At 63.5% G+C, this 24,142-nt stretch carries 28 protein-coding genes and 1 tRNA gene; 23 read left to right on the top strand and 6 right to left on the bottom strand.

Annotation, left to right across the window (positions count from 1 at the left end):
• Nucleotides 1–94: 94 nt before the first annotated feature.
• The 13 genes from EJ079_RS27710 (at nt 95) to EJ079_RS27645 (ending at nt 12,797) form a co-directional block, all read left to right on the top strand.
• A complete protein-coding gene (locus EJ079_RS27710; protein WP_127810705.1) occupies nt 95–1,741 on the top strand; it encodes a Na+/H+ antiporter in 1,647 nt (548 codons plus the stop codon).
• A gap of 179 nt (nt 1,742–1,920) precedes the next feature.
• Nucleotides 1,921–3,234 (top strand): serine hydroxymethyltransferase, encoded by a 1,314-nt coding sequence (gene glyA, locus EJ079_RS27705; protein WP_013532252.1) that lies wholly within the window; start codon nt 1,921–1,923, stop codon nt 3,232–3,234.
• Between the two features lie 76 nt (nt 3,235–3,310).
• Nucleotides 3,311–3,961 carry a hypothetical protein gene (locus tag EJ079_RS27700; protein ID WP_127810704.1) on the top strand — a complete coding sequence of 217 codons (651 nt, stop codon included), beginning with the start codon at nt 3,311–3,313 and terminating at the stop codon, nt 3,959–3,961.
• Nucleotides 3,962–4,118: 157 nt separating this feature from the next.
• Nucleotides 4,119–4,598 (top strand): transcriptional regulator NrdR, encoded by a 480-nt coding sequence (gene nrdR, locus EJ079_RS27695; protein WP_023810227.1) that lies wholly within the window; start codon nt 4,119–4,121, stop codon nt 4,596–4,598.
• A 2-nt stretch (nt 4,599–4,600) separates the two neighbouring features.
• The gene (gene ribD / locus EJ079_RS27690; RefSeq protein WP_127810703.1) at nt 4,601–5,716 is read left to right on the top strand and encodes a bifunctional diaminohydroxyphosphoribosylaminopyrimidine deaminase/5-amino-6-(5-phosphoribosylamino)uracil reductase RibD; all 1,116 of its coding nucleotides are present in this window, start codon (nt 4,601–4,603) and stop codon (nt 5,714–5,716) included.
• 12 nt (nt 5,717–5,728) lie between these two features.
• Complete coding sequence (locus EJ079_RS27685; RefSeq protein WP_127810702.1) at nt 5,729–6,346, top strand: riboflavin synthase; 618 nt, start codon at nt 5,729–5,731, stop codon at nt 6,344–6,346.
• A 256-nt stretch (nt 6,347–6,602) separates the two neighbouring features.
• On the top strand, nt 6,603–7,097 hold the full coding sequence (gene ribH / locus EJ079_RS27675) for a 6,7-dimethyl-8-ribityllumazine synthase (protein WP_127810701.1): 495 nt from the start codon (nt 6,603–6,605) through the stop codon (nt 7,095–7,097).
• Entirely contained in the window at nt 7,094–7,594 is a 501-nt protein-coding gene (gene nusB, locus EJ079_RS27670; RefSeq protein WP_127322245.1) for a transcription antitermination factor NusB, read from the top strand. Before ribH ends, nusB begins: the two co-directional genes overlap by 4 nt.
• Nucleotides 7,591–8,808, top strand: coding sequence for an MFS transporter (locus EJ079_RS27665; RefSeq protein WP_127810700.1), 1,218 nt, complete (start codon nt 7,591–7,593; stop codon nt 8,806–8,808). The genes nusB and EJ079_RS27665 overlap by 4 nt, the downstream gene beginning before the upstream one ends.
• Before the next feature lie 177 nt (nt 8,809–8,985).
• The gene (locus EJ079_RS27660; RefSeq protein ID WP_127397086.1) at nt 8,986–9,897 is read left to right on the top strand and encodes an ABC transporter substrate-binding protein; all 912 of its coding nucleotides are present in this window, start codon (nt 8,986–8,988) and stop codon (nt 9,895–9,897) included.
• Between the two features lie 55 nt (nt 9,898–9,952).
• Nucleotides 9,953–11,116, top strand: a complete 1,164-nt coding sequence (locus EJ079_RS27655) for an ABC transporter permease (protein WP_127810699.1) — start codon at nt 9,953–9,955, stop codon at nt 11,114–11,116.
• On the top strand, nt 11,113–12,051 hold the full coding sequence (locus EJ079_RS27650; RefSeq protein WP_127267858.1) for an ABC transporter ATP-binding protein: 939 nt from the start codon (nt 11,113–11,115) through the stop codon (nt 12,049–12,051). The genes EJ079_RS27655 and EJ079_RS27650 overlap by 4 nt, the downstream gene beginning before the upstream one ends.
• Complete coding sequence (locus EJ079_RS27645; RefSeq protein WP_127810698.1) at nt 12,048–12,797, top strand: ABC transporter permease; 750 nt, start codon at nt 12,048–12,050, stop codon at nt 12,795–12,797. The genes EJ079_RS27650 and EJ079_RS27645 overlap by 4 nt, the downstream gene beginning before the upstream one ends.
• Before the next feature lie 11 nt (nt 12,798–12,808).
• On the opposite strand, the gene EJ079_RS27640 is transcribed toward EJ079_RS27645, so the two are convergent.
• Both EJ079_RS27640 and EJ079_RS27635 read right to left on the bottom strand, forming a co-directional pair.
• Nucleotides 12,809–13,015 carry a type II toxin-antitoxin system HicA family toxin gene (locus tag EJ079_RS27640; RefSeq protein ID WP_127396164.1) on the bottom strand — a complete coding sequence of 69 codons (207 nt, stop codon included), beginning with the start codon at nt 13,013–13,015 and terminating at the stop codon, nt 12,809–12,811.
• On the bottom strand, nt 13,012–13,212 hold the full coding sequence (locus EJ079_RS27635; protein ID WP_127329711.1) for a type II toxin-antitoxin system HicB family antitoxin: 201 nt from the start codon (nt 13,210–13,212) through the stop codon (nt 13,012–13,014). The genes EJ079_RS27640 and EJ079_RS27635 overlap by 4 nt, the downstream gene beginning before the upstream one ends.
• A 357-nt stretch (nt 13,213–13,569) precedes the next feature.
• Between EJ079_RS27635 and EJ079_RS27630 the strand changes: the two genes are divergently transcribed.
• Nucleotides 13,570–15,711 (top strand): sodium-translocating pyrophosphatase, encoded by a 2,142-nt coding sequence (locus tag EJ079_RS27630; protein ID WP_127381998.1) that lies wholly within the window; start codon nt 13,570–13,572, stop codon nt 15,709–15,711.
• 278 nt (nt 15,712–15,989) lie between these two features.
• On the opposite strand, the gene EJ079_RS27625 is transcribed toward EJ079_RS27630, so the two are convergent.
• Entirely contained in the window at nt 15,990–16,502 is a 513-nt protein-coding gene (locus EJ079_RS27625; protein ID WP_127267855.1) for an outer membrane protein assembly factor BamE, read from the bottom strand.
• A 114-nt stretch (nt 16,503–16,616) separates the two neighbouring features.
• Here EJ079_RS27625 and EJ079_RS27620 point away from each other — a divergent pair, with 114 nt between their 5' ends.
• The 7 genes from EJ079_RS27620 to EJ079_RS27590 all read left to right on the top strand — a co-directional run bounded on the left by EJ079_RS27620 (nt 16,617) and on the right by EJ079_RS27590 (nt 21,363).
• On the top strand, nt 16,617–17,165 hold the full coding sequence (locus EJ079_RS27620; protein ID WP_127329707.1) for a ubiquinol-cytochrome C chaperone family protein: 549 nt from the start codon (nt 16,617–16,619) through the stop codon (nt 17,163–17,165).
• Nucleotides 17,162–17,710, top strand: coding sequence for a DUF177 domain-containing protein (locus EJ079_RS27615; protein WP_027162417.1), 549 nt, complete (start codon nt 17,162–17,164; stop codon nt 17,708–17,710). The genes EJ079_RS27620 and EJ079_RS27615 overlap by 4 nt, the downstream gene beginning before the upstream one ends.
• Nucleotides 17,711–17,823: 113 nt before the next feature.
• Entirely contained in the window at nt 17,824–18,894 is a 1,071-nt protein-coding gene (gene plsX, locus EJ079_RS27610; RefSeq protein WP_127396161.1) for a phosphate acyltransferase PlsX, read from the top strand.
• Between the two features lie 9 nt (nt 18,895–18,903).
• A complete protein-coding gene (locus EJ079_RS27605; protein ID WP_127320649.1) occupies nt 18,904–19,875 on the top strand; it encodes a beta-ketoacyl-ACP synthase III in 972 nt (323 codons plus the stop codon).
• Nucleotides 19,876–19,978: 103 nt separating this feature from the next.
• Complete coding sequence (locus EJ079_RS27600) at nt 19,979–20,302, top strand: integration host factor subunit alpha (protein ID WP_013532231.1); 324 nt, start codon at nt 19,979–19,981, stop codon at nt 20,300–20,302.
• Between the two features lie 125 nt (nt 20,303–20,427).
• Nucleotides 20,428–20,967: a MerR family transcriptional regulator gene (locus tag EJ079_RS27595; protein WP_127270980.1), complete on the top strand. Its 540-nt coding sequence runs from the start codon at nt 20,428–20,430 to the stop codon at nt 20,965–20,967.
• A gap of 93 nt (nt 20,968–21,060) precedes the next feature.
• Entirely contained in the window at nt 21,061–21,363 is a 303-nt protein-coding gene (locus tag EJ079_RS27590; RefSeq protein WP_127270978.1) for a hypothetical protein, read from the top strand.
• Nucleotides 21,364–21,706: 343 nt separating this feature from the next.
• Here EJ079_RS27590 and EJ079_RS33430 read toward each other — a convergent pair whose 3' ends face one another.
• Together EJ079_RS33430 and EJ079_RS27580 are read right to left on the bottom strand one after the other, a co-directional pair.
• Nucleotides 21,707–21,898 carry a hypothetical protein gene (locus tag EJ079_RS33430; protein WP_164781747.1) on the bottom strand — a complete coding sequence of 64 codons (192 nt, stop codon included), beginning with the start codon at nt 21,896–21,898 and terminating at the stop codon, nt 21,707–21,709.
• A 200-nt stretch (nt 21,899–22,098) separates the two neighbouring features.
• Nucleotides 22,099–22,713 carry a hypothetical protein gene (locus EJ079_RS27580; RefSeq protein WP_127810697.1) on the bottom strand — a complete coding sequence of 205 codons (615 nt, stop codon included), beginning with the start codon at nt 22,711–22,713 and terminating at the stop codon, nt 22,099–22,101.
• A 284-nt stretch (nt 22,714–22,997) separates the two neighbouring features.
• On the opposite strand from EJ079_RS27580, the gene EJ079_RS27575 reads away from it, so the two are divergent.
• Both EJ079_RS27575 and EJ079_RS27570 read left to right on the top strand, forming a co-directional pair.
• Nucleotides 22,998–23,282, top strand: coding sequence for a helix-turn-helix transcriptional regulator (locus tag EJ079_RS27575; protein ID WP_127810696.1), 285 nt, complete (start codon nt 22,998–23,000; stop codon nt 23,280–23,282).
• A 187-nt stretch (nt 23,283–23,469) separates the two neighbouring features.
• A complete protein-coding gene (locus EJ079_RS27570; protein WP_127810695.1) occupies nt 23,470–23,931 on the top strand; it encodes a YbaK/EbsC family protein in 462 nt (153 codons plus the stop codon).
• 116 nt (nt 23,932–24,047) lie between these two features.
• On the opposite strand, the gene EJ079_RS27565 is transcribed toward EJ079_RS27570, so the two are convergent.
• A tRNA-Pro gene (locus EJ079_RS27565) sits at nt 24,048–24,124 on the bottom strand.
• Between the last annotated feature and the right edge of the window lie 18 nt (nt 24,125–24,142).

The following is a 24,142-nucleotide window of genomic DNA, read 5'->3' as shown; positions in this document are numbered from 1 at the left end:
CATTGATTGGGTGCCGCGGCGTTTTTCACGGGACGGGCGGCTGGACGGATCGGCCGGCTTTGCGCATGGTCGGCGGAAAGCCTGGAACCGGACCATGGAAGTCGCCGTCTTCATTCTGGTCGTGCTCGTCTTCGTGGCGCTTTCCGGCGCTCTGGTTCGCCTGGTACGGGTGCCGTTGCCGGTGCTGCAGATTGCGATCGGTGCCGCGCTTGCGTGGCCGGTGCGCGGCATCCATGTCGAGATCAATCCGGAACTGTTCCTGCTGGTGTTCATCCCGCCGCTGCTGTTCGGCGATGCCTATGGCGCGCCGAAGCGTGAACTGATGGCGCTGCGCCGACCGATCCTGGATCTGGCCATAGGGCTGGTCTTCTTCACCATCGTCGGCTTCGGCTACGCCTTGCATTGGCTGGTGCCGAGCATCCCTCTGGTGGTTGCTTTTGCGCTAGCCGCGGTGCTGTCGCCGACCGACGCGGTGGCGGTGTCCTCGATCGTCGACAGGAATGTCGTCCCGGCGCGGCTGATGCACATTCTGGAAGGCGAGTCGCTGCTCAACGATGCGTCCGGGCTGGTCATGTTCCGCTTTGCCGTCGCGGCGGTGCTGACCGGCAGCTTTTCCCTTGCGGCGGCTTCGCTCAGTTTTCTCTATGCTGTGGCGATCGGCATCCTGATCGGCGTGGCGGCGCTGTTCGTTGCCGCCAAGCTGCTGCAATTGCTCAACCGGATCGGCGGCGTGCCGGCCGAAGCGCAGGTGCTGGTGATGGTCCTGCTGCCCTTCATCGCCTATCTCGGCGCCGAGCATGTCGGAGCTTCCGGCATTCTGGCGGCTGTCACCGCGGGCCTGCTCACCGGCGGCTCCGGCGTGTTTCGCTTCCTCGGCGTCTCTGCGCGCATGCAGACGATGTCGCTGTGGACGACGCTCTCCTTCGTTTTCAACGGCGCTCTCTTCATCGTGCTCGGCCTGCAGCTTCCCGACATCATCCGCCATGTGCCGCCGGAACTCATGAGCCTGCACCCGATCATCCAGCCGATCGCGACCGTCATCGCGCTGACGCTGTGCCTGATCGCGTTGCGCTTCCTGCGGATCTGGGTGGGCGATATCGCCGCCGGCATCGCTGCGCGTCTGGGCAAGCGCAAGGTGGAGCCGTTCGGGCTGCGCGTGCGGCTCGCCGGTTCGGTGGCCGGTGTGCGCGGCGCCATTACGCTGGCCGGCATCCTGTCACTGCCGCTCGCCATGCCGGACGGCTCGCCGTTTCCGGCGCGCGACCTGGTCATTTTCCTGGCCGCCGGCGTCATCATCTGCTCGCTGGTCATCGCCAGCCTCGCTCTGCCGACGATCGCCAGGGGGCTGGTCGAGCCCGGTGAGGATGCCGGCGCCGCCGAGGAGCGCCTGGCGCGCGTCGGCGCCGCCAAGGCGGCAATCGCGCGCATCGAGAGCATTGCCGGAGCCGCCGATGATGAGGGAGGCGAGGTGCCCGGCACCAGGCTTGCCGCTGCCGACAGCATCGTCGCCGGCTACCGGCGCCGCATCGCCGCCTCGGACGAAGCCGATGAGGCCCGCGCCGAGGCGCGCGAAGCCGGAAGGCTGGAGCTCGAATTGAGATTTGCGGGCATCGAAGCCGAGCGCGAGGCCGTGCGCGCCATGTTTCGCAGCGGCGAGATCAACGACCATACGTCGCAAGCGCTGTTTACCGAGATCACGCTCACCGAGGCCTTGCTGAAAGGCCGGAAGGCTCGGAAATAACGACCCGCGGGCCAGGCTGGCGCAATCCGGCCAGCAAATTTCGCGCCGCAAACGTGGCGGGGCGAAAACAACTGTGTTAATGGCGCGGCAAATGCATGTCGCCCAAAAGTGTGCAGCGGTTTTGGGACAACGACATGCATAAATCAAAAATTGCCCCCGAACCTCGAGGATTTCAGGCCATGGCAACAGCAGCGGCAGTGTCGAACAAATTCGAATCCTTCTTCGAAACCACGCTGGCCGATGCCGATCCGGAGATTTTCGGCGCCATCCGCAACGAACTCGGTCGCCAGCGCCACGAGATCGAGCTGATCGCCTCGGAAAACATTGTTTCCCGCGCCGTGCTTGAAGCGCAGGGCTCGATCATGACCAACAAGTACGCCGAGGGCTATCCGGGTAAACGCTACTATGGCGGCTGCCAGTTCGTCGACGTGGCCGAGGAACTGGCCATCGAGCGCGCCAAGAAGCTGTTCGGCTGCAACTTCGCCAACGTCCAGCCGAATTCCGGCAGCCAGATGAACCAGGCCGTGTTCCTGGCGCTTTTGCAGCCGGGCGACACGTTCATGGGCCTCGACCTCAATTCCGGCGGCCATCTGACCCACGGTTCGCCGGTCAACATGAGCGGCAAATGGTTCAAGGTCGTGTCCTATGGCGTGCGCCAGGACGACCATCTGCTCGACATGGACGCCATCGAGAAGACCGCGCATGAGACCAAGCCGAAGCTGATCCTTGCCGGCGGCACCGCCTATTCGCGCGTCTGGGACTGGAAGCGTTTTCGCGAGATCGCCGACGCGGTCGGCGCCTATCTTATGGTCGACATGGCGCACATCGCCGGCCTCGTCGCCGGCGGCGTGCATCCGTCGCCGCTGCCGCATGCCCATGTCGTGACCACCACGACGCACAAATCGCTGCGCGGCCCGCGCGGCGGCATGATCCTGTGCAATGACGAGGACATCGCCAAGAAGATGAATTCGGCGGTGTTCCCCGGCTTGCAGGGCGGCCCGCTGATGCATGTCATCGCTGCCAAGGCTGTCGCTTTCGGCGAAGCGCTGAAGCCAAGCTTCAAGGTTTATGCCGAGAGCGTTGCCGCCAACGCCAAGGCGTTGGCCTCCAGCCTCAAGGAGACCGGTCTCGACATCGTCTCCGGCGGCACCGACAACCATCTCATGCTGGTCGACCTCAGGCCCAAGAACGCCACCGGCAAGCGCGCCGAGGCGGCGCTTGGCCGCGCCAACATCACCTGCAACAAGAACGGCATCCCGTTCGACCCGGAAAAGCCTTTCGTCACCTCGGGCGTGCGTCTCGGCACCCCGGCCGGCACCACGCGCGGCTTCGGCCAGGCCGAATTCCGCGAGATCGGCAAGCTGATCGCCGAAGTGCTGGACGGTCTCAAGGTTGCGAATTCCGACGAGGGCAATGCCGCTGTCGAAGCTGCGGTCAAGGCCAAGGTCGTGGCGCTGACCGATCGCTTCCCGCTCTATCCCTATCTCGGCTGAGGCGATAGGAAGGCTTACCGCCTGCTGCAACGACAAGCGTCGTTTCAGCAGGCCGGGGCGACCGGCAGGAGCCTTGATGATGCGACCGTTTCGTTTCGCCAACCTTGGTGCCGTTGGCGCTCTGGCCGCTTTGATCGCCGTGCCTTTCCCCGGCGTCGCCTTGGCGCAAACCGCCTCTGCTCAACCCGCGCCCGCGCAACCCGCACCTCAGGCCGAGCCGGCGGCGCCCGCCCAGGCGGCACCCAAGCTCGAAACGTTCGGCAGATGGTCGACCCTGGTCGACGAGGTCGACACCGGTGAGGATCTGCGCAAGACCTGCGCTGCCTCGACCGCCTTTATCGGCGCGGGCGGCGTGCCCGGTACCTTGACGCTCGTCATCACGAACGGCGATGCACTGCCGCCGGATGCCTACCCCTCCATAACCATCGCCGTCGACAACAAGGGTCTGCCGGCCGGCAAGTCGATTGCCGCCACCTTCGGCGATGACAAGGGCCGTGTCGCCGCCAAACTCCATTCCGATGGCGCCGTCAACGGCCGGCTCAGCTGGACCGTGGACAATCAGGCCAAGATCAGCCTGGCGCTCCTGCGCGCCATGCGCCGGGCATCGGTACTTGATGTCTCCTTTGGCGACGCACCTGTTGGAAGCATATCCATGGATGGCTTCACCAAGGCCTATCGCAGCCTCGGTGCATCGTGCGGATTCCCGACCGCCGACGTAGCTCCCTGAAAACATCGGTACGCGGTGCGGCTGCCTGGCGAGGCTGGCAATCCTGCTTGCGCCTCGCTATCTCTGAAGCGCAAGGGGCTGTTGGCGACACTTTGCCATCGCTGCAAAAACCTCTAAGCCTTTCCCTTCACCAGATTCGCCAACCAAAGGCTTCTCCATGCGCTGTCCCTATTGCCAGTCAGAAGATACGCAGGTGAAGGATTCGCGCCCCGCAGAGGATGGCGCGGCGATCCGCAGGCGGCGTGTCTGCCCCGATTGCGGCGGTCGCTTCACCACCTTCGAGCGCGTGCAGTTGCGCGACCTCGTCGTGGTCAAGAAATCGGGCCGCAAAGTGCCCTTCGACCGCGACAAGTTGCTGCGCTCCGTGGAGATCGCCGTGCGCAAGCGCAATGTCGATCCCGAGCGCATCGACCGCGCGGTGACCGGCATCGTGCGCCAACTCGAAAGTTCCGGCGAGACGGAGGTTGCTTCGGGAGAAGTCGGCCGGCTGGTCATGGAAGCGCTGAAGTCGCTCGACGACGTCGCCTATGTCCGCTTTGCCTCGGTCTACCGCAATTTTCGCGAGGCCAAGGATTTCCATGAATTGCTGGGCGAGCTCAAGGGCGACGAAATCAAGGGTGAAGAGGAAGCCAGCTGAGCATGACTGCAAGCGAACAGGCCGCCCTTGATCGCCGCTTCATGGCGGCGGCACTCAGACTGTCGCGAAAAAATGCCGGGCGCACCGCGACCAACCCGTCCGTCGGCACGCTGATCGTACGCGATGACGGCAACGGTCCGATGATCGTCGGCACCGGCGTCACCGCTGTCGGCGGCCGCCCGCATGCCGAGACCGAGGCCCTGGCCGAGGCCGGCGAGCTCGCGCGCGGCGCCACCGCTTACGTCACGCTGGAGCCTTGCGCCCATCACGGCCGCACGCCGCCTTGCGCCAATGCGCTGGTCAATGCCGGTGTCGCGCGCGTCGTCGGTGCGGCCAGCGATCCCGATTCGCGCGTGTCCGGCAAGGGCTACGCGATCCTGCGTGCCGCCGGTGTCGAGGTGGTCGAGAAGGTGTTGGCCGAGCAAGCCTCCGAGCAGATGGCCGGCTATTTGATTCGTTCGTTGAGAAAACGCCCAGAAGTGGTTCTCAAGCTTGCGCTTTCCAGCGACGGAAAGATCGGCAGGGAAGGCGGTGGGCAGGTGTCGATCACCGGAGATATCGCGCGCCGCGAAGTGTATCTGATGCGGGCCGAGGCGGATGGCATACTGGTTGGTATCGGCACGGCCCTTGAGGACGATCCGGCCCTGACGGTGCGTTTGCCGGGGCTGGAGAACCGTTCGCCTGCCCGCATCGTGCTCGACCGCCAGATCCGGTTGCCGGAGGCCTCGAAGCTGGTTTCGGGCGTCGACCGGGTGCCGCTCTATGTCGCCGCCTGCCTGGAGGCCGATCCGCTGCGGCGCGCAGCACTCGAACGCGCCGGCGTCCGCTTCATCGGCACGGAAACGCACGAGGGCGGCGTAGCCTTGCCGGAACTACTCGAGGATCTGGCCGCGCTCGGCATGGCCAGCGTGCTGGTCGAGGGCGGCGCCAGGGTGGCGAGCGCCTTCCTGGCCGATGGGCTGGTCGACCGCATTGTGCTGTTCCAGGGGCCGGAAGCGATCGGCGACGACGGCATTGCATCGCCAATCGACGCCGACCATATCCCGGCAGGATTTCGCAAGCTGCGCGACATGCGTTTCGGCGAAGACAGCTACGCCGAGTGGATAAGAGACCTCTAGGGATCAACACCGATGTTTACCGGAATTGTCACCGATGTCGGCACTGTCGCTTCCGTCAAGCCGCTCAGGGAAGGGGTGGGGCTGCGCATCGACACAGCCTATGACCCGCAGACCATCGCCATCGGCGCCTCGATCTCCTGCGGCGGCGTCTGCCTGACGGTGACGGCCTTGCCCGACAGCGGCTCGAATGCGCGCTGGTTCGAGGTTGAAGCATGGGAGGAAGCCTTGCGGCTGACCACGGCCTCGGGCTGGAAATCCGGCACCAAAGTCAATCTCGAGCGGGCGCTGAAGATCGGCGACGAACTCGGCGGCCACATCGTTTCGGGCCATGTCGACGGCATGGCCGAAATCGTCGAGCGCAAGGATGAGGGCGACGCGGTGCGCTTCACGCTGGAGGCGCCGCGCGACCTGGCGAAGTTCATTGCGCCCAAGGGATCGGTCGCGCTCGACGGCACCTCGCTCACCGTCAACAAGGTCGAAGGCGCGCGCTTCGACGTGCTTTTGATCCACCATTCGCTGACCGTGACCACTTGGGGTGAGCGCAAGGTCGGTGACCGCGTCAATCTCGAGATCGACACCATGGCCCGCTACGCGGCGCGGCTGGTGGAGGCGACGAAAGAGGGGCTTTGATGGTCAGGAATAGACGGATCTCGGCTGTACCGGAAGGGGGAATACCGGCGACGGACGCTCGAGGCTCTGGCCGATGTGGACGCTGGTCGTGTGATTGATCATCAGGCCGTGCTGGCTTGGGTTGAGAGCCTCGACGGCCATCTCAAAAACGAGGTTGGTGAACCTGAATAGGTCGGCAAACCGGGCGTGCGCAACATCTTCGCTTGCGATGAACCCGGCTTCGGCCTAAGTCACCGGCAACTCCCCGGAGACTTTTATGGCTGGTACATCCCAACACGGCAAAGCCTTCATTCGTCCGAAGGCGAAGGCGCATCTGCTCATTGTCGAAGCGCGCTTTCATGACGACCTTGCCGACGCGCTGCTCGATGGCGCGACAAGCGCGCTCGATGAAGCGGGCGCGACTTATGATGTCATCACCGTTCCAGGTTCGCTCGAGATCCCCGCGGTGATCACCTTTGCACTGGACGGCGCAACGGAAGGCGGCACACATTATGACGGCTTTGTCGCGCTCGGCACCGTCGTCCGCGGCGACACCTATCATTTCGACATTGTCGCCAATGAATCCAGCCGAGCGCTCATGGATTTGAGCGTGCAGGACTCTGTCTGCATCGGCAACGGCATCCTCACCACCGAGAATGACGCCCAGGCCTGGACTCGCGCCAAGCGCTCGGAAGGCGACAAGGGCGGCTTTGCCGCGCGTGCGGCGCTGACCATGATTGCCCTCAAGGAACAATTGGGAGCGCGATCGTGAGCGAACCCGCTTCGCCCGGCCAGCCCACGGTGCGCCACGCCAACAAGCGCGGCGCTGCCCGTCTGGCCGCCGTGCAGGCGCTCTATCAGATGGATGTCGCCGGCAGCGGTGTCTTCGAGATCACCGCCGAATATGAGGCCTTTCGTCTCGGCAAGGAAGTTGACGGCGCGCTCTATCGCGAGGCCGATGCGCAATGGTTTCGCGCCATCCTGGCGGGTGTCGTCGAGAACCAGAAGACCATCGATCCGATCATCCGCCAGGCGCTGACCGAGGACTGGCCCCTGTCGCGGCTGGATTCGACGCTGCGCGCCATCCTGCGCGCCGGCGTCTACGAACTGATGAAGCGCGAGGATGTCCCCGTCGCCGTCATCGTCTCCGAATATGTCGACATCGCCAAGGCCTTCTACGAGGAAGACGAGCCGAAGCTGGTCAATGCCGTGCTCGACCGTGTGTCTCGCCGGGTGCGTGGCGAGGGGCGCGGCAAGGACGCATCATGACGGCGATCGCCCTCGAGACCGGTCAGGAGGCGCGCCGCACCGCGCTGATCCTCGCCGCCTCGCAGGCGATCATCGGCTCGGCGGCCCCCATCGCCATCTCCGTGGGCGCGCTGGCCGGGCAATATCTGCTTGGTCCCGACAAGTCATTGGCGACAGCGCCGATCACCGGCTTCAACATCGGCGTGGCGCTCGGCGCGCTGCCTGCAGCGGCCATCATCCGCAGCATGGGCCAGCGAAGCGGCTTCATGACCGGCACGATCGTCACGGCGCTTGGTGGCCTGATCGCCTCCTTGGCGCTTTTTCAGGGCGGCTTCTGGCTGTTTGCCTTCGGCTTGCTCACGATCGGTGTCGGCGGCGCCTTCGTCCAGCAGTTCCGCTTTGCCGCCGCCGACAACGCACCGCCTGAATTCAAGGCGCGCGCCATCTCCTTCGTGCTGGCCGGCGGCGTCGTCACCGCCATCCTCGGGCCGCAGATCGTCATCTTCACCCGCGAATTGCTTGCGCCGGTCATGTTTGCCGGTTCGTTCATTTCCATCCTGCCGCTGGCCGCCGTCGGCGCCATCATCCTGTCGTTCCTGCGGCTGCCGGCGAAAGCATCCGGCAAGGTGGAGATCGCCGACAGCGACGCCAGACCACTGGCTGAAATCATCACGCAGCCGCGTTTCGTCGCCGCGCTTTTCTGCGCGGTCGGCAGCTATGCGCTGATGAGCTTCGTCATGACGGGCGCACCGCTGGCCATGGTCGGTTGCGGCCTTTCGGAAAACGACGCGACGCTCGGCATCTCCTGGCACGTCATGGCGATGTTCGCGCCAAGCTTCTTCACCGGCTCGCTGATCCATCGCTTCGGCGCCGAACGCATTGTGGCCACCGGCCTGATCCTGCTCATCGGCTGCGCCATTGTCGCTCTGTCCGGCCTGGCGCTGTGGCAGTTCTGGACGTCGCTGATCCTGCTGGGCCTTGGCTGGAACTTCGGCTTCATCGGCGCGACCGCGATGGTTGCCGCCACCTACCGGCCGTCGGAAAAGGGCAAGGTGCAAGGCTTCCACGACTTCGTCCTGTTCGGCTCCGTCGCCTGCGCCTCGCTGATGTCGGGCATGGTCTACAACGCCTGGGGCTGGGAGATGCTGAACTGGATAGTCTTTCCGGTCACCGTCCTGTGCTTCGTGGCGCTCGGCGCGCTCAAGCTGACGAGCTTGCGCAAAGCTGAAGCCTGATCCATCCGCCGTTTCACCTGACACGGCGCTGTCAGCACGATGTCGGCCGAATTTACCGCTTCGGAACAAAAATATTGCGTCTGTACCTACTGTTATGAAACCGTGTGCCCCGACTGGCCGTTGAAGCCATGCTCATATGCGGTCACCGCGTTTCGGTTCATAGCAAGGGGTTTCACAATGTTTTCAGTCAAGTTTCTGGCCGGCGCGGCATTGGCGCTCGGCATCACGGTGGCTTCCGCCAATGCTCAGGTGGTTGTCTCTTCCAAGATCGACACAGAGGGCGGCGTGCTCGGTAACATCATCCAGCTCGTGCTCAACGCCAACAACATCAAGACATCGGACCGTATCCAGCTCGGTGGCACGCCGGTGGTGCGCAAGGCGATCACCGCCGGCGAGATCGACATCTATCCCGAATATACCGGCAACGCCGCTTTCTTCTTCGAAAAGGCCGACGACCCGGTCTGGAAAGACGCCGCCAAGGCCTATGAAACGGCCAAGAAGCTCGACTACGACGCCAACAAGATCGTCTGGCTGTCGCCGTCGCCCGCCAACAACACCTGGGCGATCGCGCTGCGCAAGGAAGTCGTCGAAACCAACAAGCTCGCCACGCTCACCGATTTCGGCAAATATGTCGCGGGCGGCGGACAGGTGGTGCTGGCGGCTTCCGCCGAGTTCGTCAATTCGGCGGCTGCACTGCCGGCCTTCCAGACCACCTATGGCTTCACGCTGAAGCCGGACCAGCTGATCACGCTCTCGGGCGGCGACACGGCGGCAACCATTGCCGCGGCCGCCAACCAGACCAACGGCGCCAATGCGGCCATGGTCTACGGCACCGATGGCGGCATCGCACCGTCCGGGCTCGTCGTGCTCGACGACGACAAGGGCGTGCAGCCGGTCTACCAGCCGGCGCCGATCATCCGCGAAGCGGTGCTGAAGGAGCATCCCGAGATCGAGACGCTGCTGAAGCCGGTCTTCGCCAAGCTCGACCTCGTCACGCTGCAGGAGCTGAACGGTCGCGTGCAGGTCGGCGGCGAGCCGGTCAAGGGCGTCGCCGAGGACTTCCTGAAGAAGAACGGCTTCCTGAAGTAGGAGGATTCCGGCGCGTCGCTTTCGTGGCGCGCCGGATCGACTGACGGGGCAGAGCGTGAACAGCCGCTTCGACAAGCTCGGCGTGGTCATCGCCGCGATATCAGCATATGCGGCCTTCGCCGCCCCCTTTGCCACGTTCCGTGCCAACCGCATCGTCCCCGGCCAGGCGCGCTCGATTCTCGATGCGCTGCCGGCAACGACCGGAACGCTGCTGCTCGCCATCATTGTCGCCGCAGCACTCATTGCGCTGTTCAAGACACCACTTGTGCTGCGCCTTGCCGCCAGCGTGATGGCGCTGGCCGCGCTTGCGCTGCTGATCGGTGTCGCCGGAACATTTCTCACGCCGGCGGGCAACACCTTCGCCAGAGTTTCGCCAGCCTCCGGTTTCTGGATTCTGATCTTTGCCTTCACGCTTTTGCTCGCCGACGTGCTGACAAGGCTGAACCTGTCCCCATTGGCGCGGGTTGGCGTGCTTGTGGTCGCGGCTTTGGCGATCGGGCTGCTGTTGATTTCGGGAAGCTGGGACAATCTGTCGATCCTGAAGGAATATTTCAACCGCGCCGGCAGTTTCTGGGTAGAGGGCTCCAAGCATGTAACGCTGGCGCTAGGGTCGCTGCTTGCGGCGGTGGTCGTCGGCCTGCCACTCGGCATTCTCTGCCATCGTGTCGAAAGTCTGCGCGCCGGCGTTCTCAACGTGCTCAACATCATCCAGACCATTCCCTCGATCGCGCTGTTCGGCCTTTTGATCGCGCCGCTCGGCTGGGTTGCCACGCATGTGCCGGGAGCTGCCGCGCTCGGCATTCGCGGCATCGGCACCGCACCGGCTTTTGTGGCGCTGTTCCTTTACTCGCTGCTGCCGGTAGTGGCCAACACCGTGGTCGGTCTCGCCGGCGTGCCGCGCGCCGCCAACGACGCCGCGCGCGGCATGGGCATGACCGACAGGCAGCGCCTGTTCGGCGTCGAGTTTCCGCTGGCTTTTCCTGTCATCCTCACCGGCATCCGCATCGTCTTGGTGCAGAACATCGGCCTCGCCACCATTGCCGCGCTGATCGGCGGCGGCGGTTTCGGCGTGTTCGTCTTCCAGGGTGTGGGCCAGACGGCGATGGACCTTGTGCTGCTTGGCGCGGTGCCAACGGTCGCGCTCGCCTTTGCCGCCGCCATCATCCTCGATGCGGTGATCGAAATGACCGCCACCAGGCGCAGGGTTGAAACGGCATGATCGAGATCGAAGGCATCACCAAGCGCTATGACGCGACGACCGTGGTCGATGACGTGTCGATGGTCATCGAGCCGCGCACCATCGCCGTCATTGTCGGCACGTCCGGTTCCGGCAAGACGACGCTGCTGCGCATGATCAACCGGCTGGTCGAGCCGACCTCAGGCATCATCAAGCTCGACGGCGCCGACAATCGTTCGCTGCCCGGCTACGAGCTGCGCCGCAGCATCGGCTACGCTATCCAGGGCCACGGCCTATTTCCGCATCGCACGGTGGCACAGAACATTGCCACCGTGCCGGTGCTGCTTGGCTGGGACAAGGACCGTATCAAGGCCCGGGTCGACGAGTTGATGACGCTCTATCAGCTCGATCCCGAAGCCTTCGGGCCTCGCTACCCGCACGAACTGTCCGGCGGCCAGCAGCAGCGCGTCGGTGTTGCCCGCGCACTCGCCGCCGAACCCAACGTGCTGTTGATGGACGAACCGTTCGGCGCCCTCGACCCGATCATCCGCACCAAGGCGCAGGAAGATCTGCTGGCGATCCAGAAGCGCTTCGGCACCACCATCATCCTCGTCACCCACGACATGGAAGAGGCCGTGCATATGGGCGACAAGATCGCGGTCATGGATGCCGGCAAGCTGGTGCAATACGCCAAGCCGGCCGAGATCCTGGCAAAGCCGGCAAGCGCCTTCGTCGAGACCCTGGTTGGCGCCAGCGAAAGGCCGTTCCGGTTGCTGTCGCTCGGCCGTGTCCGCGATGCCGTGGAGAAGGGCTCCGCCGAAGGTGAGGCGATCCCCGGCGATGCGAGCCAGCGCGACGCGCTGGCCGAATTGTTGTGGTCGGGCCGGCCGGCGCTGCCGGTCAAAGGCGCCGACGGCAAGCCGCTTGGCCGCGTGACCGTCGAAGGGCTGGTGAAGCGTGCGGCGAGGCCGGCATGAAGGCCTGGCTTCCATCGCTGCTCAGGCTAGCATTGGTGGTGCTGCTTGTCGCCTTCGTCACCAATCCCGGGTGGTTCGTGCCGCTGCTGAAGCCGCTGACCGAAAACAACGCGCCGGTGATCTACAACCAGGGCAGTCTGCTGACGCTGACCCTGCTGCACTTACGCACGGTTCTGATCGCCACCGTGGCGGCAACCATCGTTGCGGTGGCGCTTGCCGTCCTGGTCACCAGGCCGGCCGGTGTTGAATTCCTGCCGCTATCGCGCAGCCTCGTCAACATCGGTCAGACCTTTCCGCCGGTGGCGGTGCTGGCGCTTGCCGTACCGGCCGTCGGCTTCGGCGAGAAGCCGACACTGATCGCCCTGTTTCTCTATGGCCTGCTGCCGATTTTCGAGAATGCACTGACCGGCCTGACGACGCTGCCGGCCAATGTCGTCGAGGCGGCGCGCGGCGCCGGCATGACCGGTTGGCAAAGGCTCACCAAGGTCGAGCTGCCGCTCAGCGCCCCGATCATTCTCGGCGGCATCAGGCTGTCGGTGGTGATCAGTCTTGCCACCGCGACCATCGGTTCGACCGTGGCAGCCAAAACGCTGGGCGAAGTGATCATCGCCGGGCTGTTGTCCAACAATCTCGCCTTCATCCTGCAAGGCGGCCTGATCGTGGCAGCGCTTGCCGTGCTGATCTATGACGGTCTGTCGGCGATCGAGCGCTACACGGCGCGCCGCATGGGCAGAGAGGCCGAATAGTCGACAGTATCTCAGATATCGCGCTCGTTCATTTCAGCGAGCGCTAGGAGATGTCGTAGAAGTCCGGTTTTGAGCGGTTTATTGGCATGAATAGGGATTGAAAGCCGAACAATGCTTCCCTGCTTGCCATAGATGTGGTGGCTTCCGGCGATGCGCAAAAGCTTCCAGCCTTGCCGTTCGACGGCACGCGCAAATTCCTTGCCGGAAATGGACTTCAAACAGCGATTTCCACGATCCGCCCAGGCTCCGACGTGAATGACAGCGGCTCTACTGAGAGGCAGCCTTCGATCGCTTCACGCAAATTCTGGACAAGTTCTTCCATGGTTTCGCCCTGGGTCGCGCAGCCCGGAATTGCCGGCACCTCTGCCCAGAACCCGCCTTCGTCGGCTTCGTGGATAATAGCTTTGAAATTCATAGGCTAGCTCCGGTTCCATCCTGAAGATAGGCTACCCTACAGGTCTTTGCAAAGAAGCATAGGCGCCGGCGGACGCGTTCACGCTCCACGTCGCTAGCGGATCGGGTGGGAGGAGCTGACAGCTCAGTGCCGCAGCGTCATTTCAATCGATCTAATCAGGCGACATCATTGCCAAGCACGCCGCCGTCTAAACCATTTAGGCGAAAGCCGGGCAAAAACCGAACAATATCTTGACGTTCGCAGCCCTGTTTCGCATACACCGATGCGAAGAGGCGGATTCCGTGCGCGGAATCCGGTCTTTGTCTCAACGGCCCAGGGAGGGGTTCTTTTGGGCCATCAATCGAGGAAAATCCGGCAATGACAATTATTTCCGCCGTCATCGCCTGCGGCCTGCTTTCAATCCTTTACGCCATCTGGGCGACACGTTCGGTCCTTGCGGCCGATCAAGGCAATGCACGCATGCAGGAAATCTCCGCGGCTATCCGCGAGGGCGCACAAGCCTATCTGGCGCGTCAATACACCACCATCGCCATCGTTGGCGTCGTCGTCCTCGTGCTCGCCTGGTGGCTGCTGTCCATCACCGCCGCGATCGGCTTCCTGATCGGTGCGGTGCTTTCGGGCGCCGCCGGCTTCATCGGCATGCATGTCTCCGTTCGCGCCAACGTTCGTACGGCGCAGGCCGCATCGAACAGCCTCGCTGCCGGCCTCGACATCGCGTTCAAATCGGGCGCCATCACCGGCATGCTGGTTGCTGGCCTGGCCCTGCTCGGCGTGTCGATCTACTACCTCATCCTGACCCACTTCATGGGCCTCCAGCCCAATGACCGCATCGTCATCGACTCGCTGGTCTCGCTCGGTTTCGGCGCATCGCTGATCTCGATCTTCGCTCGTCTCGGTGGCGGCATCTTCACCAAGGGCGCCGACGTCGGCGGCGATCTCGTCGGCAAGGTCGAAGCCGGCATTCCCGAAGATGATCCGCGCAACCCGGCCACCATCGCCGACAATGTCGGCGACAATGTCGGCGACTGCGCCGGCATGGCCGCTGACCTGTTCGAAACCTATGCGGTGACCGTCGTCGCCACCATGGTTCTGGCTGCCATCTTCTTTGGCGGCACCGCCGTGCTGGGTGCGGCCATGCTTTATCCGCTCGCCATCTGCGGCGCCTGCATCCTGACCTCGATCGTCGGCACCTTCTTCGTCAAGCTCGGTTCCAACGGCTCGATCATGGGCGCGCTCTACAAGGGCCTGATCGTCACCGGCCTGCTGTCCATCGTCGGCCTCGGCGTCGCCACACAGGTGACGCTCGGCTGGGGCGAGATCGGCACAGTCGCCGGCATGGTCATCACCGGCAAGAACCTGTTCATATGCGGCCTGATCGGCCTCGTGGTGACCGGTCTCATCGTCGTCATCACCGAGTACTACACCGGCACCAACAAGCGCCCGGTCAACTCCATCGCTCAGGCGTCGGTCACCGGTCACGGCACCAACGTCATCCAGGGCCTTGCGGTCTCGCTGGAATCGACGGCGCTGCCGGCGATCGTCATCGTCGGCGGCATCATCTCGACCTATCAGCTTGCCGGCCTCTTCGGTACGGCGATCGCGGTCACGACGATGCTCGGTCTTGCCGGCATGATCGTTGCGCTCGACGCCTTCGGCCCGGTCACCGACAATGCCGGCGGCATTGCCGAAATGGCCGGCCTGCCCAAGGAAGTGCGCCACTCCACCGACGCGCTCGACGCGGTAGGCAACACCACCAAGGCGGTGACCAAGGGCTACGCCATCGGCTCGGCCGGTCTCGGCGCACTGGTGCTGTTTGCCGCCTACTCGAACGACCTGAAGTTCTTTGCCGCCAATGGCGACAAATATCCCTACTTCCAGGGCATGGGCGAGATCTCCTTCGATCTCTCCAACCCCTACGTCGTCGCCGGCCTGATCTTCGGCGGCTTGATCCCATATCTGTTCGGCGGCATCGCCATGACGGCCGTCGGCCGCGCGGCGGGCGCCATCGTCGAGGAAGTGCGCAAGCAGTTCCGCGAGGATCCGGGCATCATGGCCGGCACCTCGAAGCCGAACTACGCACGCGCGGTCGATCTGCTGACCAAGGCGGCGATCCGCGAGATGATCATCCCGTCGCTGCTGCCGGTGCTGGCACCGCTCGTGGTCTATTTCGGCGTGCTGTTGATCTCGGGCTCGAAGGCGTCCGCCTTTGCAGCGCTGGGTGCCTCGTTGCTCGGCGTCATCGTCAATGGCCTGTTCGTCGCCATCTCGATGACCTCTGGCGGCGGTGCCTGGGACAACGCCAAGAAGTCCTTCGAAGACGGCTTTGTCGACAAGGACGGCGTCAAGCATCTCAAGGGTTCCGAGGCGCACAAGGCTTCGGTGACCGGCGACACGGTCGGCGATCCCTACAAGGACACCGCTGGCCCGGCCGTCAACCCGGCGATCAAGATCACCAACATCGTCGCACTCTTGCTGCTGGCGGTGCTCGCGCACGGCTGATCAAGGCTTCAGCCCGAAAAAACCCGCGGGAGCGATCCCGCGGGTTTTTTGTTGAGGCAAAGCCAAACTATCCTTCAGCGCTCGCTTTCGCCCGGTCTTCGCAATGCGTGCGCTGGCACCTTATGCCGGGCCCAGCGTCGTGTTTTCAGTGGTGGCCACTGCAGCATGCCAGTGGCCGTGCCCGACTGGTGACCCATAACAAAAACCCGCAGGATCGCTCCCGCGGGTTTTTGGTCGCCTGAGATGACGAGGCTTCCGGGAATGGAAGCCGAAGGGAATTAGACGCCGCCGCCGGGAATGCCGGGCGCCAGCTTGCTGGCACCGTTGATGACCTGGCTGAGGAAGTTCTGGTCCTTGCCGCCGGTCGGTGTGGTGCGCGAGATGAAGTCGAACATCTTGCCATCCTTCTTCCCGTAATTGGCGATCTGGGTGACACGGCCATCGGCGCCGAAATAGACAGCCAGCACATGCTGGTCAATGAGCCGTGGCTTGTCGAAGGCGACGTAGCGCTTGCGCGTCTGCGAAATGTAATAGAATGCCTCGTTGTCGAAGGTCGCGGTCGTCGACGGCGTGCCGAGCGCCAGAAGCACCTGCTCGCGGCTCGAACCGACCGGCACCAGGTCGATTGCCTGCTGGTCTATGACGTAACCTTGCGTCAGCGTCTCGCTCGGGCTGAGATCGCCCATCATCTTGGAGGTGTGGCAGGCGGACAGTGCCGAAACGATCATCAGCAGCGAGATCGCGCCGGCGGGCCTGGACGAGAAGGTCGACTTGAAATTCAGCGCGCGCAACAACAACTCCATTAGCTGGCCGCAACTTGCGCTGGGCCGCGAAACCGGTAAACCAGCTTGCTTGCCGATGCAACAAGCCCACTTCAACAAACGGTCCCCAGGAGACCATCCCCAATGTTCCAGCGCTTTTTTGGCCGCGAACGCTACGCGAACCGCGCTATCACCGAGGCGCTTTACGCACAAATCGTGGCGGCGGCGCGGCAGACTGTGTTTTATTCCCACTGGAATGTGCCAGATACGCCGCTTGGCCGTTTCGAGATGCTGTCGCTGCACATGTTCCTGTTCCAGCACAGGTTGCGCGGGGAGAGCGGTGCGGCGCAGGAGGTCGCCCAGGTGCTGATCGACGAGTTCTTCCTCGACGTCGACCATTCGTTGCGGGAATTGGGCATTGGCGACGTTGGCGTGCCCAAACGCATGAAAAAGCTGGCAAAGATGTTTTATGGCCGTACCGCTGCCTATGACGATGCCTTGGAAAGAAACGACCATGACGGGCTGACCGCGGCTCTTGCCCGCAATGTCCGGCCTGACGCGGGCGCCTGGTTGGAAGCATCGCTGCTGGCCAACTATGTTACCGACGCGCGCAGTCATCTGGCCGCGCAGCCATCCGAATCGATTGTCTCCGGCACGCTGACCTTTCCCGCCGCCAAGGAGGTTGAACAATGAAGCATGTTGACCCGCAAAGCCCGGTCTCCTTCCGCGCCAACATTACGCGCCTGCCGCAGAAGGGCCTGCCGCTGGTTATCGAGGCCGATGCCGCACAGCGTGCGGCACTGGCCGAGGAGCACGGGCTGATTTCGGTCGAATCCTATCGCGCCGAGCTTCTGGTCGCGTCATGGAAGCGCAATGGCGTGAAGATCAGCGGCCGCGTCGAGGCCGACATCACTCAGGCCTGCATCGTCACGCTCGAGCCTGTCGAAGCGCATATCGACGAACCGGTCGAAGCGCTGCTGCTGCCCGAGGATTCCAAGCTCGGACGGCAGGGCTTCGATGGTGGCGGCGAGATCCTGCTCGATGCGGAAGGCCCTGACAGTCCAGAGACATTTTCCGGTGACACGATCGATGTCGGGGCACTCGCCGAACAGTATTTCGGGCTCGCCATCGACCCCTATCCGCGTAAGCAGGGCGCATCGCTCAATGCCGGCAGCGAGACCGAACCGGCGGAGAATGAATTTCAGCAAAAACTGCGATCCTTGCTGGGAAAATCCTGAAAAGCTCGCCCGCGACGGAAAAGTCGGTTGTGCGGCAGCCCAAAACCGTTATTTTCGCCGAACCTTCGCGGTCGCTCAAGCGACCTGCCGCCTAACCGTGAGATAAATACCGCGTGATCAGGATTTCCATCGATGCCATGGGCGGCGATCACGGACCAGCCGTGGTCATACCAGCGCTCATGACGGTCGCGACCCGTCGTCCCGACGTCCGCTTCGTCATCTTCGGGCGTGAGGAAGTCGTGCGCCCCGAACTTGCCAAATTTCCCAAGCTCGCCGAGATCAGCGAATTCTTCCATTGCGAAGTTGCGGTCAGGATGGACGACAAGCCGAGCCAGGCGCTGCGCCACGGCCGCTGGAAATCATCGATGTGGAAGGCCGTCGAAGCGGTCAAGGCCGGCACGGCCGACGCCTGCATTTCCGCCGGCAACACCGGCGCGCTGATGGCGATGTCGAAATTTTGCCTGCGCACCATGGCCACCATCGATCGCCCGGCGATTGCAGCCCTTTGGCCGACATTGCGCGGCGAAAGCGTGGTGCTGGACGTCGGCGCGACCATTGGGGCCGATGCGCAACAGCTCATTGATTTTGCCATTCTCGGCACCGGCATGGCGCGCTCGGTCTTCGGCATAGCCCGGCCCAGCGTCGGCCTGCTCAATGTCGGCGTCGAGGAGATCAAGGGCCAGGAAGAGGTCAAGGAGGCCGGGCGCATGCTGCGCGAAGCCAACATGGCCTCGATGAACTATCACGGTTTCGTCGAGGGTGACGATATCGGCAAGGGCGTGGTCGACGTCGTCGTCACCGAAGGCTTTGCCGGCAACATCGCGCTGAAGACGGCGGAAGGCACGGTGCGCCAGATCGGTGGCTATCTGCGCGCGGCGATGAGCCGGACTCTGATGGCCAGGATCGGCTACATCTTCGCCAAGGGCGCCTTCGATCGCCTGCGCGAAAAGATGGATGTCGGCCGCTCCAACGGCGGCGTTTTCCTGGGGTTGAGCGGCATCGTCGTCAAAAGCCATGGCGGTGCTGATTCTGACGGGTTCGCCGCCGCGATCGAACTCGGCTATGACATGGTCCGCAACAACCTCCTCGACCGCATCGAGGCCGATCTGGACCTGTTTCATGCGCGCAACCCGCGTGCCCTGTCATCTAGGAAATCCGACGTCGTCACCGACGCAAAGGAATAGGAAAGAACTTTGATCAGATCAGTCGTGCGCGGCACGGGCGCCGCGCTGCCCCGCCGAATCATGAAGAATGCCGATTTCGAAGGCATGGTCGAGACCTCCGACGAGTGGATCGCCCAGCGTACCGGTATTCGCCAGCGCCATATCGCTGGTGACGACGAGACCACGGCTTCGCTGGGGGAAGCAGCGGCACGTGCCGCACTTGCCAATGCGGGCCTCACGCCCGCCGACATCGATCTGATCGTGCTGGCGACCTCGACGCCCAACAACACGTTCCCGGCCACTGCCGTCGAGATCCAGAACCGGCTCGGCATGCATCACGGCTTTGCCTTCGACCTGCAGGCGGTCTGTTCGGGCTTCGTCTATGCCGTGACCACCGCCGATCTCTACATCCGCGGCGGCCTGGCCAAGCGTGTCCTGGTGATCGGTTCGGAAACATTCTCGCGCATCCTCGACTGGAGCGACCGCTCGACCTGTGTGCTGTTCGGCGACGGCGCCGGTGCCATGATCCTGGAAGCAGGCGAGGGGACGGGCGCGATCGCCGACCATGGCGTTCTGGCGGCCAGCCTGCGCTCCGACGGCACGCACAAGGACAAGCTTTTCGTCGACGGCGGGCCGTCGACCACGGGTACGGTCGGCCACCTCCGGATGGAGGGCCGCGAAGTCTTCAAGCACGCGGTCGGCATGATCACCGATGTCATCGAGGCGACGTTCGCGCAAGCCGGTATCTCGGCCGATGATCTCGACTGGTTCGTGCCCCACCAGGCCAATAAACGAATTATTGACGCTTCCGCCAAGAAGCTCGGGATAGCTGAGCAAAAGGTGGTGGTTACGGTCGATTTGCACGGTAACACCTCGGCTGCTTCCGTGCCGTTGGCGCTGTCGGTGGCCGTCGCCGACGGCCGCATCAAGAAGGGCGATCTCGTCCTCCTGGAAGCGATGGGTGGCGGCTTCACCTGGGGCGCTGTCCTGGTTCGCTGGTAAGTGCCGAACGGTCCAGTTTCGGTCCTTGACCTTGACGGATCAATTACTTAGGCTCTGCCGTTGTTGTGCCGAATTTTATGTTTTGAGCTGATGGGACGGTCGCATGGGGGGAAAGACACTTACGCGCGCCGACCTTGCCGAGGCAGTTTACCGGAAGGTCGGCCTGTCGCGCACTGAATCGGCCGAACTCGTCGAAGCGGTGCTGGATGAAATCTGCGAAGCCATCGTGCGCGGCGAAACGGTGAAGCTGTCGTCCTTCGCGACATTCCACGTCCGCTCCAAGAACGAACGCATCGGCCGCAATCCCAAGACCGGCGAGGAAGTGCCGATCCTGCCGCGTCGGGTGATGACCTTCAAGTCGTCGAATGTGCTGAAGAGCCGTATCTTGCGCTCCCATCAGAGCGGCAAGGCCAAAAGCGGCAAGTAGTCCTACTGCGCGGTTGAAAACCGTCGCCGCCATGACGCCGGGCTTGAATATTGCTTCATAAACCGCTGAAATAAGCCCCGATTCGGCAGGTAGGCCGGATCATCGTCCAGCGTGAGGATTCGCCCATGGACAAGAGCCCCGACGCCTTTCGTACCATCAGCGAGGTCGCCGAAGATCTCGATCTGCCGCAGCATGTGCTGCGCTTCTGGGAAACGCGTTTCAACCAAATCAAGCCGATGAAGCGCGGCGGCGGCCGTCGTTACTACCGGCCGCAGGATGTCGAGCTGATCAAGGGCATCCGCCACATGCTCTACGACCAGGGCTACACCATCAAGGGCGTGCAGAAGCTGTTGCGCGAGAACGGCAACCATTTCCTGGTTGCCATCGGCAATGGCGACATGGCCGCCGTAGAGGCGATCTCGCAGCGAAAGCAGGCTGACCAAGTGCCGCTGACGCCGGCGGCTCAGCCGCGCGGCATGGACGACGAACTGGTTGGCCAGCCGCGGGTGAAGCCCAGCCGCCGCTTTTTCGGCCTGGGCAAGAGCGACGAGGAGGGTCCGGTGCAGCCGGATGCATCGAAACTCTCGCGCGACAACAGGGCCTTGCTGCAGGAGGCGCTGTTCGACCTCCTGGAATGCAAGCGCCTGCTTGACCAGGTGCGCTGACCGCGGCCCGACGCGACATCGATAGTTCGAAAGCCGGAACCCGTCTTCCGGTGAGGCGTTACGCTTCCTTCTGCAAGTGAAGGAAACATACCAATGGCATCATTTTCGACCCTCTCCGACATCGATCTCGACAGGCAGGTCGCGGCTCTTACCAAGGAACTGGCCAGCTTGAAGAGGGCCGTGGCAAGGCGAGGCGGCGCGTATTACGAGGACGGTCGCGATGCCGCGCTGGACACCTATTCCGATCTCGCCGGGCGCCTGCGCGACGCCATGCCGGCAATCCGTAAACAGGGCAGGGTGATCGAGAGGTCGGCCCGCGACCATCCGGCGGCTGCCGCGGCGGTGGGCCTTGTGGTGCTCGGTCTTGTCGCCAGTCTGCTGTTCAGCCGGCGCTGAATTCTAGAACCCAAATCCCGGGGATACGAGCAGGAGAAGTGACGGCTCGCCTCAAGGTGATCCGTCATTTTCCTTGCGGTCGGCTATGTCTGTTGTCGCTGGAGGCGCCTCGCACCTCTGTGCCGCCGGCGCAATGCGATTGGTCGAGCCGCCAGAGCCGCTCGATTTCGCTGGCGAATGCCGGATTGGTCGTGGTGCCATACCAGCGCCGGGATAGACGACGACGTCGCGGCGTGGATTTGCGTGAATTGTTGATCCAGTCCGAGATCGAGCCTCGCGGGGCGGAGTAGCCGGCCTTGGACAGGAAGCCAAGGCCGGTCTTCTCGGTGGCAGTCTGCGGTGCTTAGGCCTTGTTTCCGATCACATGGTGGTGGTGGCGGTGATGATGGTGGTGGCGGACATGGTGGCGGTGATGATGGTGGTGACGATGATGCTTGGCCATCGGGGCCGCATCCGCGCTCGTCGCGCCGATGACGGGCACCGTGAAAGCCAATGCAACTGCAAGCCCGAGGGCCGAGAGGAGGGACTTCTTCATGGATGGTTTCCTTTTGTTTCGCGGGCGCATACGGATCGAGGCGATAGCCCGGCCGCCGCGAATGGAATTACGCGCCTGAATTTTTTCGTCAGTATTTCCCGATTGTAGAATTTTGTTTCTGGACTGTTTCTGCCCAATCCAGCCTCCCGCCACCATGCACGGCAAGATCGAGAGAGACGGCCATTGGGCCGCCTGTTCGACTACATCGGTGGCACGACGCCGTTGGTTCCGACCACGACGCGGCTGGCGCTCAGCGCGCCGTCGCTGCCCCGCTCAGCGGTGACGAAGACCGTCGCACCCGGCTTGAGGTTGGTAGGCGTCGCCGGCGCGAAGGTCACGACGGGCGTGGTGTCGGGGATCGAGATCTTCTTGGTCTGGCCATTGTCATAGGTCAGGGTGACGGATCGCCCGCTTATATCGGTAACGTCGGCGACGGTGCCGTTGGTCATCCGGCTGTTTGGCTGCAGGTCCCAGGGACGGTCGCCCTCGCCAGTGCCTTTCAGCGCGGCCGGAAAGACCACCACCTCCAGGGCGCCGCTGCCGCCATCCGCTTTCGAAACAGAGGCAATGCCGAGGAAATCGCCCTGCTTGATATCCTTTGCCGAGGCGTTGGCGACGCCCGAGATCTTCCAGCCAGCCTTGAGCTTGATCGCATCGGTATCGCCCTGGCGCGTTTTCACGGTGAGCAGCGTGGGCTCGAAACTGACCACCGTGCCGCGCACACGCAGCGCGTCTGCGGCCTGGGCGGCGCCCGCGCCGGCGACGGAAAGGCTGGAAATCGTGCCGAGCACGACCATGACTGTCTTCAGGTTCATTGCAAAAAATCCTTCCGGGAACGAGCCGGCTGGAACCGGATGGTTTCACGCCAGCGACCCGGAGATAACGAACGAGCGCGGCGAAACTGCCGGCAAAAGGCTGATCGGACCTTCAAAACAACTTGATCGCGACGTGTGCGCGAGAGGGCCGCGCCAGGCACCTGGTTCACGATCCCGTGACGGCCCTTTTGGCTCTTGGCAAATCGCCGGCGAGAGGGCATCTTCCCGACCGTCTCAGGCAACACTCCTCATTTGATCAAACTCTTTCAGTCATGGAGTTGCCAATGCCCCATAATGCGAAAAGCGAAGCCCACTCCGAACCGGCAACCAACGGAAGCGGGCCAAATTACAATACCCTCAGAGCGATGCGGGAGACCCGCGGTTACAGCGTGGAAGAGCTCTCCCTGACATGCGGCCTGGCGGTGGACGAGATTGAGGATATCGAAAGCGGCAGAGTGACCGACCCGTCGAAGCTGCGTCGTATTGTGTCCGCGCTTCACCTTCCCCAGGAGGCTCTGATCACCCCGGCTGCGCCGACGCCGGCGGCGCAAGGCCGATCGCTGGCGTAGATCCGCACCACGCATTCCAGAGAACCCGCCAAGGCTCCTTGGCGGGTTTCTTTGTATCTGCCGCAGCGTCTGCTTCAGCCTGGGGCTTGCCGATCCGTCTATCGCACGTGCTTATACGCGCGGCGGCCCCCGGCTGCCGAACCGCAATCTGCCGTCCATCAAGCTTTTTGAGCCATGGGTTTTCGATATGAGCCTGGAATCCGTTCGTGCCTTCTTCGCCGCCCACGCGCCCGACATCGACGTCATCGTCACGCAGGCGAGCTCGGCGACGGTGATGTTGGCGGCCGAGGCGCATGGCGTCCTGCCGGCCCAGATCGCCAAGACGATCTGCCTGCGCGTCGGCGACCGCGCCATGCTGGTGGTGACCAGCGGCATCGCCAGGCTGGACAACCGTAAGTTCAAGGACCAGTTCGGCGGCAAGCCGCGCATGCTCGACGCCGCCGAAGTTGTCGAAGCGACCAGCCATCCGGTCGGCGGCGTCTGCCCGTTCGGCCTGCCGGCGCCGCTGCCGGTCTATTTCGACGTATCGCTGCGCGAGTTTGAAGAGGTGGTGCCTGCGGCAGGCGCCACCAACGCCGCGGTGCGGATTGCGCCGCAGCGCATGGTTGAGATTACCGGCGCTGAGTGGGTGGATGTGTGCCAGAGGTAGCATTAGCACCAAGCCGGAGCTCAAGCGCACAGGACATGGTGCCCCGATCCGAGATTTGGCCGGGCTGACCGGGGCATCTGGAGGGGCGGACTTCGGGGGAAAGTCCTGCTTTGAATTGGTCGGAGTGGCCGGATTCGAACCGACGACCCCTTGACCCCCAGTCAAGTGCGCTACCGGGCTGCGCTACACTCCGGACCGGTCGCGATGTATC

The sequence above is a fragment of the Mesorhizobium sp. M7A.F.Ce.TU.012.03.2.1 genome (assembly GCF_004006095.1).
Taxonomy (GTDB): Bacteria; Pseudomonadota; Alphaproteobacteria; order Rhizobiales; family Rhizobiaceae; genus Mesorhizobium.
This window is presented reverse-complemented; position numbering and strand designations above follow the sequence as displayed.